Source organism: Chitinophaga terrae (ex Kim and Jung 2007), assembly GCF_900107795.1.
GTDB classification, from domain to species: Bacteria; Bacteroidota; Bacteroidia; order Chitinophagales; family Chitinophagaceae; genus Chitinophaga; species Chitinophaga terrae.
The window spans coordinates 211299-224371 of record NZ_FNRL01000008.1 but is presented as its reverse complement, the minus strand read 5'-3'; the positions used below and the strand labels follow the sequence as shown (position 1 = coordinate 224371).

11 protein-coding genes are annotated in these 13073 nt (G+C 46.7%); 8 read left to right on the top strand and 3 right to left on the bottom strand.

Annotated features, from left to right (window positions below):
- Positions 1-45: 45 nt before the first annotated feature.
- A complete protein-coding gene (locus BLV62_RS11155; RefSeq protein WP_089761604.1) occupies positions 46-471 on the bottom strand; it encodes an acyl-CoA thioesterase in 426 nt (141 codons plus the stop codon).
- A gap of 260 nt (positions 472-731) precedes the next feature.
- Between BLV62_RS11155 and BLV62_RS11150 the strand changes: the two genes are divergently transcribed.
- From BLV62_RS11150 to BLV62_RS11125, 6 genes are all read left to right on the top strand, one after another.
- The gene (locus BLV62_RS11150; RefSeq protein WP_089761602.1) at positions 732-1529 is read left to right on the top strand and encodes an immunity 22 family protein; all 798 of its coding nucleotides are present in this window, start codon (positions 732-734) and stop codon (positions 1527-1529) included.
- Positions 1530-1702: 173 nt separating this feature from the next.
- A complete protein-coding gene (locus tag BLV62_RS11145) occupies positions 1703-3343 on the top strand; it encodes a peptide MFS transporter (RefSeq protein WP_089761600.1) in 1641 nt (546 codons plus the stop codon).
- Between the two features lie 240 nt (positions 3344-3583).
- Positions 3584-6757, top strand: a complete 3174-nt coding sequence (locus BLV62_RS11140; protein WP_089761598.1) for a SusC/RagA family TonB-linked outer membrane protein — start codon at positions 3584-3586, stop codon at positions 6755-6757.
- 11 nt (positions 6758-6768) lie between these two features.
- Positions 6769-8202 (top strand): SusD/RagB family nutrient-binding outer membrane lipoprotein, encoded by a 1434-nt coding sequence (locus BLV62_RS11135; RefSeq protein WP_089761596.1) that lies wholly within the window; start codon positions 6769-6771, stop codon positions 8200-8202.
- A 183-nt stretch (positions 8203-8385) separates the two neighbouring features.
- Positions 8386-8973 carry a TetR/AcrR family transcriptional regulator gene (locus tag BLV62_RS11130; RefSeq protein WP_089761595.1) on the top strand — a complete coding sequence of 196 codons (588 nt, stop codon included), beginning with the start codon at positions 8386-8388 and terminating at the stop codon, positions 8971-8973.
- A 53-nt stretch (positions 8974-9026) separates the two neighbouring features.
- The gene (locus tag BLV62_RS11125; RefSeq protein ID WP_089761593.1) at positions 9027-9386 is read left to right on the top strand and encodes a VOC family protein; all 360 of its coding nucleotides are present in this window, start codon (positions 9027-9029) and stop codon (positions 9384-9386) included.
- Positions 9387-9442: 56 nt separating this feature from the next.
- Here BLV62_RS11125 and BLV62_RS11120 read toward each other — a convergent pair whose 3' ends face one another.
- On the bottom strand, positions 9443-10504 hold the full coding sequence (locus BLV62_RS11120; RefSeq protein WP_089761592.1) for an NADH:flavin oxidoreductase: 1062 nt from the start codon (positions 10502-10504) through the stop codon (positions 9443-9445).
- 117 nt (positions 10505-10621) lie between these two features.
- On the opposite strand from BLV62_RS11120, the gene BLV62_RS11115 reads away from it, so the two are divergent.
- The gene (locus BLV62_RS11115) at positions 10622-10954 is read left to right on the top strand and encodes a winged helix-turn-helix transcriptional regulator (protein ID WP_089761591.1); all 333 of its coding nucleotides are present in this window, start codon (positions 10622-10624) and stop codon (positions 10952-10954) included.
- Here BLV62_RS11115 and BLV62_RS11110 read toward each other — a convergent pair.
- Positions 10932-12398: an MFS transporter gene (locus BLV62_RS11110; protein WP_089761589.1), complete on the bottom strand. Its 1467-nt coding sequence runs from the start codon at positions 12396-12398 to the stop codon at positions 10932-10934. The two genes, BLV62_RS11115 and BLV62_RS11110, sit on opposite strands and share 23 nt — an antisense overlap.
- Positions 12399-12598: 200 nt before the next feature.
- On the opposite strand from BLV62_RS11110, the gene BLV62_RS11105 reads away from it, so the two are divergent.
- On the top strand, positions 12599-12805 hold the full coding sequence (locus tag BLV62_RS11105) for a hypothetical protein (protein WP_089761587.1): 207 nt from the start codon (positions 12599-12601) through the stop codon (positions 12803-12805).
- Positions 12806-13073 lie beyond the last annotated feature (268 nt).

Below are 13073 nucleotides of genomic sequence, written 5' to 3'. Positions count from 1 at the left end.
CCGCCTTTATCAGCAAAGCGGCCCTTCGGGGAAACAGCATGTTGATTAAAGATCCGCTCCTTCCAATACCGGAGCGTCAACTGTTTTCTCTATCATTTCTGCCGGCAGGTAAGGCCTTCCGCCGGTAGCGGGTACACAGGTACCTGTAAACACCGCCTTTGTCATTACCTTGCCGTTTAAGATGATAGATTGTTTGAAATATATTTTTGGCTGCCCCGCAGGATCTTTATACAAAGTGCAGGTTACTTTGAATTGATCTCCCTTTTTCAACGATCTCAAAAACTGGATCTTGTAGCCGGATAATACCATATGAACGCCTTTCTTCGCCTGGTCTTCAAAATCGAATACTAATACCTCGCGGATATAATCATGACGGCAGTATTCCATATAAAATGGGTAATATAACCCATCCATGATCTGCTGCACATCTATGTGTTCGTCTTTAACAGTGTATTCTTTTGTGTATTCCATTTTTTGTTGTGGTTGTAAGTAAACTGTAATAATCTGGCACAATATTAATTCCTGCAACTGCTAAGACCAAATAAATTGAAAATTAACCGGTTTTGGATTGAGGGTTGCCGGACAAACCTGTAACAGCGGTGCACCTAACGGGAAAGGATATGTTGAGCCGGCTTGCGAATGCCTGTTACTGAATTTTTAAGGCAACCAGCTTTTCAGGCCCTTGTTTTGAATTATCTTTAAATTGAAGAAGCATCATAAAAAACAATATCATGAGTAAATTCCATATCTGGGCAGGCAACTTTAAATCTAAAAAATCTTTCCGGCAATACCTGGATCAGAAATCCTATCTGAAAGCCTGGGATGTATACAACAACGAACCTCCTACCGGTAACGAAGAGGAGGATGCGGAACCAGACCCGGCATTGCGATGCGACTTCTGCAAGGAAGTGAACCTGGATACCTATGACGAAGATTTCATGATCATCAAATACTACAGCAAAGCGGTTGATATCGATACCATCGCCGAAGATACCCTTACGGATGCTGACGAGCTCAAAAAACTATGGAAAAAACATAAACTGAAAGATGTTAATGCGGTAATTGTGTATGAAGATGATGACCTGAGTACAAAAAGCGCCGCTAAATCCACAGGGCTGAAATACCTGGGGAAAGTAACCAACACTTCGGAGAGCGAAGACGAAACAGGCGTACACTACCTGTGGGTAGGAGAAAAAGAAACCTTATCTAAAAAATTCATCAAACATATTGCTGATGAAGAAAAGTTGCTGGAATTACTTATAAAGGAAATGAGGATTGAAGATGAAGAAGAAGCAGATATCAACTTCTATTATAACCCTAAAAAAGAAAAGCTGGATGAAATGCTGATCAACCAGGTAGAAGATTATAATATAGCTGAAAAAATGATCCTGAAAGCAGACGAAATGAAAGTGACCACTACAGCCAACTGCATTCTCGACATCAGTATGGATGCCAGCGTTCTAATCGATGAAACCAGAATTGCCGCTGCTTTAGGGATGAAATATATAGGCCGGTTCACCGCTAAGTGAACTGGTTAACGCGTTATTCGATATGCCGGTATGGGCAATGAAGCTAAAATTTTTATTTGTACGGCATCCCCGGTTACTATCTTTCCCTTATTTTCGCTGTTTGGCAGACTGCAAAAAAACCGCCTGCCGCCGATACTGTAGCGTAGCCTATACAACAAAAGACCTGAACTGACATGTTAGAAAATCGTAAACATCCTGTAGCATTGCCATTTCTTTTTCTTTCTGAAATGTGGGAAAGATTTGGATTTTATCTCATTCTCGGCATCTTCCAGTTATACCTTACAGATACAGCCAGGGGAGGCTGGGGAATGGACAGGGCCACAGCGGCCGATATCTTTGGCACCTTCATCGCTTTTGTATACCTGACGCCTTTTCTTGGGGGCCTGATCGCCGATCGCAAACTGGGTTACAGTAAATCTATTATCATCGGCGGCATATTGATGGGTATAGGATATATAGGCCTGGCAGTTCATAACCTTACCGTCTTTTACCTGTCGCTGGCCCTGATCTGTATCGGGAATGGTTTCTTTAAGCCTAATATTTCAACCCTGCTGGGTAATGTATACAACGATGATAAATACAGGAGCCGTAAAGATATCGGGTATAATATCTTTTATATGGGTATTAACATCGGCGCGCTTATCTGTAATTTCTTTGCAGCTTTTTTACGGAATTCCATCGGCTGGGGCGCAGCCTTTATTGCGGCCGGTATAGGCATGTTCCTGGGAGTGATCATTTTTGCAATAGGACTAAAACATTATAAACATGCAGACGTACGCAAGCCCGAACAGGAAGGAGATATGCCATTGAGCAGGATCTTTTCGGTTGTATTTCTCCCGGCTATAATAGTAGGAGTAGGCGCCTGGTTCATCCCCGGCAATGTTTTCGGCTCCGATTCTACAGACGCATTCATCTTTGCCTGCATCCCGGTGCTGTTCTTCTTTGTATCCCTGCTGGTTAAAGCCAACGCGAACGACCGCAAGCCCATATCCGCGCTGCTGGCTATTTTCGCGGTATCCATCGTTTTCTGGGCGGTGTTCAAACAGAATGGAACGGCGCTGACCACCTGGGCGCAGTATTATACCGACAGGGAAATTCCCGCCGCCATCGAACAACCGGCCAAAAGCCTGTACCTCGTGGAAACCGTCCAAAACAAACCCGATTCTGTGACCGCCTACGACAGCGAATTTCGTGTAATAAGGGATGCAGCAGGCAAGCCGGAGAAGGTATGGGGAAAAGTACCTTATTTCCAGAACCTCTCGCCCGACCAGATGCCGGCAGAAGGCAGCAGCATCAGTTTATTTAATACAGAATTGTTCCAGTCTATCAATCCATTTTTTGTACTCACCCTTACCCCGCTGCTGGTTGCATTTTTTGCATTGCTGCGGAAGCGGAACAGGGAACCTTCTACCCCATCGAAAATAGCCTGGGGGCTGCTGATATCGGCTATCTCCACGCTTACAATGGTAGGCGCAGTGTATGTATGCAGCAATGGCGCAATAAAAGCATCGCCATGGTGGCTGATTGGCTGTTATGGCATTATTACAGTAGGAGAATTATTCCTCAGTCCTATGGGCTTGTCGCTGGTCTCTAAACTCAGTCCTGCGCGTATTACCTCGCTGATGATGGGAGGCTGGTTCCTGGCTACTTCTATCGGTAATAAACTCTCCGGTATCCTGGCTACGTTGTGGGATAACTACGACAATAAAGCCAACTATTTCCTGGTGAATTTCCTGTTGCTGGGAAGCGCCGCCGCCGTGATCTTTTTGATGCTACGCTGGCTGAACAGGATATTTAAAGCGTATGTGAAGTAAGACGATCCCTCTGTCGTCAAACCCGCTGTCCACTTTTTAAAAAAATTTATCTATTTAGTCTATAAGACTTGTAGATTAAATATTTCATCTTAAATTTGCACCGATATCAACGGAAATTATGTAGCTATAATTTATTGCCAAAATCAACGGGAGCGAATCGGATAAACCATGCGCACAAGCGTCGGATAAACCATGCCTAATAAGCGGAGATTTACGCCCACACAAAATTAGAGATCAAGTATGAACTACTTTAGAAGGCTGTTATGCCTGCTGCCAGGGTTACTCTGGTTGCAGCAAAGTATTGCCCAGGAAGTACGGGTAAGCGGAGTGGTTACTTCCCGTGCAGACGCCCAGCGCGTGCCAGGCGCTATTGTACGGGTGAAGGGAACCAACATCGGTACGCAGACCGACCCCGATGGAAAATACAGTATTAATGCACACGAAAAGGATACGCTGCAGGTAACCTCGCTGGGCTTCGAACCTACCTTTGTTGTAGTTGGAAGCAATCGCGTGATCAATATCTTCCTGGATAACAGCAACCGCAAACTGGATGAAGTGGTAGTAACGGCGCTGGGAATTTCGAGGGAGAAAAAATCGCTCGGCTATGCCGTACAGGAACTGAAATCAAAAGATATATCAGAAGCCAAGGAAACCAACCTGGTGAATGCGCTGGCAGGTAAAATTGCCGGCGTGCAGGTCACCAACAGCCAGGGAAACCTGGGATCTTCCCGTATAGTGATCCGCGGAGAAACTTCCATCGCGGGAAATAACCAGCCGCTCTTCGTGCTGGACGGAGTACCGGTAGATAACAGCCAGCTGGGAGTTGGTACAGGCCGGGATTTTGCCAACGCCATATCCGATCTGAACCCCGACGATATTGCTGCCATCAGCGTACTGAAAGGACCTAACGCGGCAGCGTTGTACGGCTCCCGTGCTTCCGGCGGCGTTATCGTTATCAAAACCAAAACAGGTAAAGATACTAAAGGCGGTATGGGCGTAACCGTTAACTCGGGCGTGACCATGGATAAACTGCTGATCCTCCCGGATTTCCAGAACTCTTACGGCCAGGGAACCGGCGGACAATTCTCCTATAAAGACGGGAAAGGCGGCGGTTTGAACGACGGAGTGGACGAAAGCTGGGGTCCTAAAATGGACGGACGTCTTATCCCCCAGTTCTTCTCCAATGGCGAAGCAGTGCCATTTGTTCCTCATCCCAACAACGTGAAAGATTTTTATGTAACCGGCTACACCATGAACAACGGCTTGTCTGTTGGCGGTACTTCCGAAAAGATCGATTACCGTTTCTCTTACAACAATACCAAGCAACAAGGTATCCTGCCCAACACCGGCATCAGCAGGAATACTTTTGCGGCAAGCAATACATTCCGTCTTACGCCTAAACTTACCCTCAGTACTTACGCCAACTATGTACGCAGCGCAGCAGACAACCTGCCGGGGGTAGATGGCAGACGCGGAAACAGTGTTACCCTCCAGTTTATATGGTTTGGCCGCCAGGTTGATGTTGAAAAACTGAAGAACTATAAAAATCCCGATGGTACCGATTTCAACTGGAACCACAGCTACTACAGCAACCCTTACTGGATCCAGAATGAGAACACAGTGGGCCTGCAACGCAACCGTTTCCTGGGAAATGCACGGTTATCGTACGAGATCAATTCCTGGTTAACCGCTGCCTTCCGCATCGGCACCGACTATTACCAGGATCGTCGTAAATACCGCGTAGCCTATTACACCAACGGTACTCCGTTTGGTTCGTATACCGAAGATGCTTATGCGGTAAGTGAAACCAACGGTGAATTCACGCTGAATGCCAAAAAGAAACTGGGCAGCGATTTCGATATCGATGTACTGGCCGGAGGAAACCTCCGCACCAATCAATATGAACAAAACTACCAGCAGGCGCCGCGGCTGGCTATAAAAGGCGTGTATACGCTGAATAACTCACGCGACCCGCTGGTGTCTTACAATATCCTGAACAGGCAGAAAGTATACAGTGGTTTCGCCTCTGCCCAGGTAGGGTTCCGCAACTATGCGTTCCTGAACCTGACGGCGCGTAACGACTGGTCTTCTACCCTGCCGGTGTCTTACTTCTACCCTTCTGTAAACGCCAGCCTGGTGCTGTCGGAAGCGCTGCATATCCAGGGCGATGCGCTTTCCCTGCTGAAAGTCCGCGGCGGTTGGGCGCAGGTAGGTAAAGATACCGACCCTTACCAGCAGGTGAACACTTACCCGTTCAATACTCCTTTCGGCTCACAGCCATTGATGACAGTATCAGACAAGTACCTCAATAAAAACATCAAACCCGAGATCACCACTTCTACAGAAGTAGGTATAGAAGCAGGTTTCTTCCATAACAGGGCAAGAGTGGATGTAACCTATTACAATACGCTTAGCCGCAACCAGATCCTGTTAGCCGATGTAAGCGCGAGCACCGGTTACCTGAAAAAACTGCTGAACAGCGGCGAGTTGAAAAACCACGGTATCGAAGTGCAGTTAGGCGGTACCCCGTACATCTCCCGTTCCGGTTTCCGCTGGGATGTAAATGTGAACTATGCAAGGAATGTGAGCGAAGTATTATCGCTGGATGCTGATGGATTCCTGAACAACTACGTATTGGGCAGTTCAGGTAACATACAGGTGATCGCTACCAAAGGTCAGCGCTACGGCGCCTTGTTTGGCGGCGCATATGCCCGCGACAGCGAAGGCCATATCCTGGTAAATGCGAGCGGTCGCCCGCAGATCGATCCGAATAAAAAAGTATTGGGCTATTTCACACCAAAATGGACAGGAAGCATCAACAACAGCCTTTCTTTCAAAGGCTTCAGCCTGGGCTTCCTGATAGATACCAAACAGGGAGGTTCTATCTGGTCGGGCACCAACTCAACCGGTATGGGAACCGGCGTATTAGCAGCCACTATGCCTGGAAGAGATGCTGAAAACGGCGGCTTGCCTTACTATTACGACGGTACGAAAAACGTGCAGCTGCCGTCTCACGATGCTACCGCACCTAACGGCGCAGTGGTGAAACACGACGGTATCATCTTCGATGGCTATACCGCCGATGGCAAGAAGAATACAGCTATCCTCTCGGCGCAGGACTACTATAAAGCAGTATACAGCAGCAGTTTGAATGAAAGCGCCGTTTACGATGCTTCATTCATCAAACTGAGGGAAATAAAGATCGGTTATATGCTCCCGCAGTCGCTGGTGCAGAAATGGGGATTGCAGGCGGTGAATATCGCATTGGTAGGAAGGAACCTTGGTTACCTGAGCAAACATACTCCGAACATCGACCCTGAAACTGCTTTCAACACGGGCAACGGGCAAGGACTTGAAACGCTGCAGATCCCTACTACCCGCAGTTTTGGATTTAACCTGAATGTATCATTTTAATCTGGACGAACATGAAAAAGTGGTTAATACCTTTTTATATACTTGTGGCAGCAGTGATCTTCACCGGTTGCCGTAAAGAACTGGACCGCATCAATATCAATCCCAACGAACCTACTGTGCCTGAGCCGGAATACCTGCTGGCCAACGGTATCAAATCCAATGTTGATACTTACTGGGGTTCTGATGCAACCATGGAAACAAGCCTCTTATATGTACAATACTGGGCGAAGATCCAATACCCGGACCCTGACCGTTATATCCCGGCCAGCACGAATATCCAGAATGTATGGAATAATTTCTATGCACAGGGGATCACCGACTTCACTACGCTCATACAGCTTGGCGACAGCCTGAAACAACCGGGATACAAAGCTACGGGCATCATCATGCGTTCCTGGATCTTCCAGGTGCTGACAGACCTGTATGGCGATATTCCTTACACCCAGGCGGGAAAGATCGAAACTTACCTGACCCCGAAATACGACAGCCAGAAAGTGGTTTACAATGGTTTGCTGGCCGAGTTGAAGGAGGCAGTAGCAATTATTGATGCCAATCCTACTGCTTCAGTGGCAGGCGACTCGCTCCTTTTAGGCAATATGCAGGGCTGGAAGAAATTCGCTAACGGGTTGCGTTCCCGTATCGCGTTACGTATAGCCGATCGCGATGCCATTACCGCTAAAAAAGTATTTGATGAACTGGCAGCGGAAGGAAATATTTTCTTTAAAGAAGGAGACAGAGACGCCCGTTTGAATTACCTTACCTCGCCCAGCCAGAACCCTGTAGGAAAGAACCGCGAAACCCGTAACGATTACCGCATCAGTAAAACGGTGATAGATTACCTGCAGGCATACAACGATCCCCGTTTGCCTGTGTATGCAGCCAAACCGGCAGATGGCGGGCCTTACCTGGGCGTAACCAATGGCTTGACCGCCGATTCGGCTTCCCGCCTGGGCTTCTCCAAAACATCCGATGTGGGGTCAGTGTTTACCGTATCACAGGCGCCGGCGCCGCTCTTTACTTACCCTGAGCAATTGTTCATTCTTGCTGAAGCAGCGCAAAGAGGGCTCTATAACGGCGATGCAGCAGAATTATATAAAGCCGCTATCCGCGCTTCCTTCAAGCAGTATGGCATTACCGGCAACCCGGTAGATGATTACCTGAACCAGGGCAGCGTGAAATACGATCCGGCAAACTATAAGAAATTGATAGGCGAGCAGAAATGGCTTGCGCTTTTCAGTGAAGGTATTGAAGCCTTTACAGAATGGAGGCGACTGGATTATCCGCAGCTGAAACCGGCTTATACCGGCGTGTTATCCGGGAAGATCCCTGTGCGTTTTACTTATCCATCCAGCGAGCAGGCTTTGAATGGAGTGAATTATAAGGCCGCAGTAGCCCGGCAGGGAGCGGATCTGCTGACAACGAAGGTTTGGTTTGATGTGTATTAAGAAGAGATAGATTTGATTTTACAGGAAGCGCCGCATCCGGATGGATGCGGCGCTTTTGTTTTGATAACGGTGAGGGGAAGCGGAAAAATATTCGTCTGTCAAAGCAAGACCGTCGATCAAATGCGCACATCTTCCCTGAAAAATTATTTTTTAATCGAATGATCATTTCATTATATTTGCACCATGAGACCGAAAGACGAAAATAAAGAACTCGACATCCGCCGGCAAGCCGTTGAAATGATCGTAAAAACAGGCTTCGATGGACTTAGCATGCAAAAGCTGGCTAAGAAAGTGGGTATTTCGCCGTCGACCATTTACGTCTATTTCGAAAGCCGGGAAGACCTTCTGAATAAACTGTACCTCGAAATACAGAACAGGTTTGAAAAAGACGCCCTGGATAATTTCTCCGCCGACCTGAGTTTCGAGGAAGGATTGTGGCTGCAATGGAAGAACCGGTTGAGGAATATGATCAAAGCGCCGATGGATTACCAGTTCTACGAACAATTCAGGACTTCTCCCCTTATCAATCACCAGGCTATCAAACCTGTTATTTTCAGGAAAGTGATGAACGATTTTGTGGCGAATGCCGTAAAGAAAAAAGAAATTAAGGACCTGCCGCTGGAAGTATTCTGGGCAATGGCGTATGGCCCTTTTTATACACTGGTGAAGTTCCATCTCGACCAGGCGAATATAGCGGGGAAACCATTTTCGTTGACTGAACAAAAGCTGAAGCAGGCATTTGACCTTGTGATATCTGCGCTGAAGCGATAAATTTTTTTTACCAAATAATCGAATGATTATTCGATTATTATAAAACAAAACATATGACAATTAATCACTTAAATCTCGTCGTACCTGATGTCAGTAAAGCGGCGACATTCTTTGAAACCTATTTCAATTTCCATTGCGATATCGTGAAGGGAGATAACCAGATAGCGGTTCTAACCAACAAAGAGAAATTCAGTCTTGTTATTATGGGAAGCAAAACGGGAGATATCAACTATCCTGCTGCCTTTCATACCGGTTTTATATTAGATAGTCCTGAAGCCGTAGATGCGCTTCATAAAAAGCTGGCCGACGGTAACATCAGCGTGCCTGAGGTACCAAAGAAAATCAGGAACAGCTATGGTTTTTATTTCTATTTCGATAACCTGTTTATCGAAGTGGGGCATTATTTAAATTAATGTGATGTTGCAGTATAAAAAGAAGCCTGCAGGCGGGGCGCCTACAGGCTTTATATTTAATACAGGACTTGCATGCTGGCGGCAGAGAAATCTGCCAGCTCTCCTGTTTTTCCTTCTTTGATCTTTTTCACCCACTGGTGATCGCTCAACAGCGCACGGCCTACAGCAACCAGGTCGAAATCTTCCCTATCTAATCTTCTCAGCAATTCGGACAGGTCATCTTTTTGTGACCCTTCTCCTTTAAATGCAGAAAGGAAGTCGCCTTTCAGTCCAACAGATCCAACGGTGATCGTAGGTTGCCCGGTGATCTTCTTGGCCCAGCCGGCAAAGTTCAGGTCAGAACCCTCGAACTCAGGTTCCCAGAAGCGGCGTTGCGAACAGTGGAAGATATCTACACCGGCTTCTTTCAGCGGCAACAGCCAGCCTTCCATTTCAGCGGGGGTCAATGCCATTTTTGCTGTATAGTCCTGGCCTTTCCATTGTGAGAGACGAAGAATGATAGTGAAGTCGTCGCCTACCGCGGCTCTCATTGCCTTGATAACATCTGCTGCGAACTTAGTTCTCGCATTCAGGGTTTTACCTCCGTATTCATCCGTACGGGTATTGGTCACGTCCCAGAAAAACTGGTCTATCAGGTAACCGTGTGCGCCGTGGATTTCCAGGGCGTCGAAGCCCAGGTCTTTCGCTGATTTTGCCGATGCGGCAAATGCAGCAATGGTAGCCTCAATATCTGCAAGGGTCATTTTAGAGGGGCTCTCCATTGGTTCCGCAGGGTAGTTTTCGCTCATCCGGGAATCTCCCACATGCCATATTTGTGGCGCCATTTTACCACCCTGTCGATGCACTTCATCAATTACTTTCTTCCATTCTCTCAACGCCGCTTCCCCATAGAAATTAGGAATATCTTTCAGGTTCTTGGAGGCAGGCCTTTCTATCACCGTACCTTCGGAGAGGATCAATCCTACTTCTGAAGCAGCCCTTCTGCTATAATAATCAACCACTTCCTGGGTTGGTACGCCATCCGGGGATTTTGCCCTGGTCATAGGCGCCATTACAATTCTATTCTTAAGTGTCAGGTTTTTGTAAGTGAACGGAGTAAACAATCTGTCGGCACTCATAATTTCAATTTTTATATTTGTTACACAAAGTAACTAATAATAGTTCAGTTTTGTAACAATAAATAAAAAATAGTGGTAACTTAGCTGTAACAACTAATAGTAACCAGGAGGTAACCAATGAAAAATGAAACAGCAGAGCATAGCTGCCCGCTCACTAAAGCTATGGCTAACATCGGCAATAAGTGGAAGCCAATAATTGTATGCGTAATGCACGAACGCAACCTGCGTTTCGGTGAAATTGCCGCCCGCATTCCCGTGATCTCAAGGAAAGTGCTGACAGACCAGTTGAAAGAAATGGAGCTGGATGGTTTATTGACCCGGCAGGAGTTTAAAGAGATTCCTCCGCGGGTAGAGTACGGACTGACAGAAAAAGGTAAGGCTCTCTTGCCTATCCTGAAATTGCTGCAGGAATGGGAAACAAAATTTATCAACCAGGTTTCCGTCGTATAATAAATCCCTTGAACTGATCGTGTAGGTTGATCAGGTTGCCTATGAGGAAAGCGTCTTTCAGGTTACCACGAATACTGGTTCGCATGATACGAACAACTGTATTCCTGTTCACCTCGCCCTTTTCCTGTACTATAAAGAGAAGCTCCAGTGAAAGCAGCGTTAGTATGGCGCTGATGAGGAACAGGAAATTCCACTGGTGAAGGTCTAACAAATGCAGCACCTTGTTATAATGCGGTCCGGCGAAAGTAGCATCAATGGTGACGCGCCTGGATTCGAAATAGTCGGCTATATAACCGCCGCACAACGGTGCGATCGCCGAAAACACAGCGCTGATTATATTTCTCGAGGTAAGATATACCACCGCATCCATAGAAGGCGCCAGTTTCAATCCTATATTCGTTGTTGAGAGCGTAATTCCCGCATTGGCGATACCTGTTACTATATGTATCAACACCAGCAACGCCAGGTTTGCATATAAACTGGAATAGATCCCTACAAAGCACCAGCATAATAACGTCAATACATACATAGGGCCGCTGATGGCGAGAATTGTTTTGTTGCTGTACCTGTCAGCAAACACTCCCCATACCCGGAAGGTGAAAACACCGGTAAGCTGGCTGATCATCAGCAATACCGTGATGTAGGAAAGGGATAATCCCATTCCTTTCATCATAAATACGGTAAAGAAAGGTGTGGCAATATTCACCGCAAATACCCAGGCAGAACTGAACCAAAGCAGGCGTAAGAAATTCTGGTCGCGGAACGGCTTCTGCAGGAGTTTGAAGAGATTGTCTTTCTTCGCTTCCATGGCCGGCTCCGGCGCACCCGCCAGGATAAAAGCGCCCACGATCCCTGCTATCCCTGCAAGCACAAACATCCAGTAATATGCCGTGAGTTCCTGGTTCGGGGAACGTTGACGGATATAGTCGATCCCGAAAGCAGCCGCAAGGCTGAGCACCACATTCAGCGCCTGTGTATAACTGCTTCTGCGGGCGAAGTATACGCCCATCTGCGCTTCCGGAATAAGGTCTTTCATCCAGGCGTTCCAGCTTGGACCAGCCAGCGATCCGAAGAAGTAAAACAGTGAAAGGAAGATCAGGAGAAAATGAATGTTACCGGCCCGGGGCCAGATGAGTGGAATAAGTCCAATCAATAAAAGCGGGATACGCGCCAGCAGGTTGCAGTATACAGCAACGGCCCGGCGATTGTTTGTTCGCCGGACCAGCCATACAGATATCAACTGGAAAACATTGGTAAACGTAGGTAATGCCGCCAACAAACCTATCTGCAGGTTATTGGCTCCCATCAATAAGGCCATTGCTACAAGGAAGGCGCCACCGGTAAGAGTGATCATCATTTCAGCAGCCAGGCCATCGCCTATCACCAGCCGCATCCCTCGTTTTACCGCCGCTTCAGATAAGGTTTTTTCAGGAGTAAGCAGCATAAGAACGAATTTTCAGGCTTGTCGTGTACCCGTTTGCGGCAATGATAGTGCCATTAGATAACGATGTCTGACATAGCAGCTGATGTCTTTGTTGCTTTGGGTATCGCCAATATTAGCCAGCACTTACTATATTAATAGAAAAGCTCTGGAAGATATGTCTCATATTTAAATTACCTATCTTTATTTTAAAATTATTGGGAATGAAAGAGTTTAAGTTAGATCGTACAGCATTTAAAGCCCAAACGTTTGCAGAAGCCGATGCGGAGAATGTCTTTGACAAAAATGTATCTTACACTGAACGTTTACGCCAGGCTTATTATCTCATCGCTCAAGCCTATGGTTTTTCGATGACAGATCAACCGAAATTGGACAGGAAATATTTTAAAAGCAGGAAATTAAATCCGTAACGGCCGTCATAAGGATTTGGATGACATTGAAAAGTTAACCTTAAACCAGAAAAGCTGAGCCTCTCCCCCGCATATCAACCTGCCAATACGCATCCAGGTATGGCGATAAGGAAGAATGAGGTTGCTGCTCCGTATATCTCATAACGTTAGCCTTTACGGTTATAAAAATACTAAAGAATTTCAACCCCGCAGATAATGACAAAAGCCCGTCTCTACAGGGCAGAGACGGGCTTTTGTTTAAGCAGGTATCTTTTGGATACGAGATAAG

Bases quoted from the DNA above. Each gene is read 5' to 3' on its own strand.
- BLV62_RS11125 (WP_089761593.1), top strand. From the start codon at position 9,027: ATGACAATTAATCACTTAAATCTCGTCGTACCTGATGTCAGTAAAGCG.
- BLV62_RS11130 (WP_089761595.1), top strand. From the start codon at position 8,386: ATGAGACCGAAAGACGAAAATAAAGAACTCGACATCCGCCGGCAAGCC.
- BLV62_RS11145 (WP_089761600.1), top strand. From the start codon at position 1,703: ATGTTAGAAAATCGTAAACATCCTGTAGCATTGCCATTTCTTTTTCTT.
- BLV62_RS11115 (WP_089761591.1), top strand. From the start codon at position 10,622: ATGAAAAATGAAACAGCAGAGCATAGCTGCCCGCTCACTAAAGCTATG.
- BLV62_RS11150 (WP_089761602.1), top strand. From the start codon at position 732: ATGAGTAAATTCCATATCTGGGCAGGCAACTTTAAATCTAAAAAATCT.
- BLV62_RS11140 (WP_089761598.1), top strand. From the start codon at position 3,584: ATGAACTACTTTAGAAGGCTGTTATGCCTGCTGCCAGGGTTACTCTGG.
- BLV62_RS11105 (WP_089761587.1), top strand. From the start codon at position 12,599: ATGAAAGAGTTTAAGTTAGATCGTACAGCATTTAAAGCCCAAACGTTT.
- BLV62_RS11155 (WP_089761604.1), bottom strand. From the start codon at position 471: ATGGAATACACAAAAGAATACACTGTTAAAGACGAACACATAGATGTG.
- BLV62_RS11135 (WP_089761596.1), top strand. From the start codon at position 6,769: ATGAAAAAGTGGTTAATACCTTTTTATATACTTGTGGCAGCAGTGATC.
- BLV62_RS11110 (WP_089761589.1), bottom strand. From the start codon at position 12,398: ATGCTGCTTACTCCTGAAAAAACCTTATCTGAAGCGGCGGTAAAACGA.
- BLV62_RS11120 (WP_089761592.1), bottom strand. From the start codon at position 10,504: ATGAGTGCCGACAGATTGTTTACTCCGTTCACTTACAAAAACCTGACA.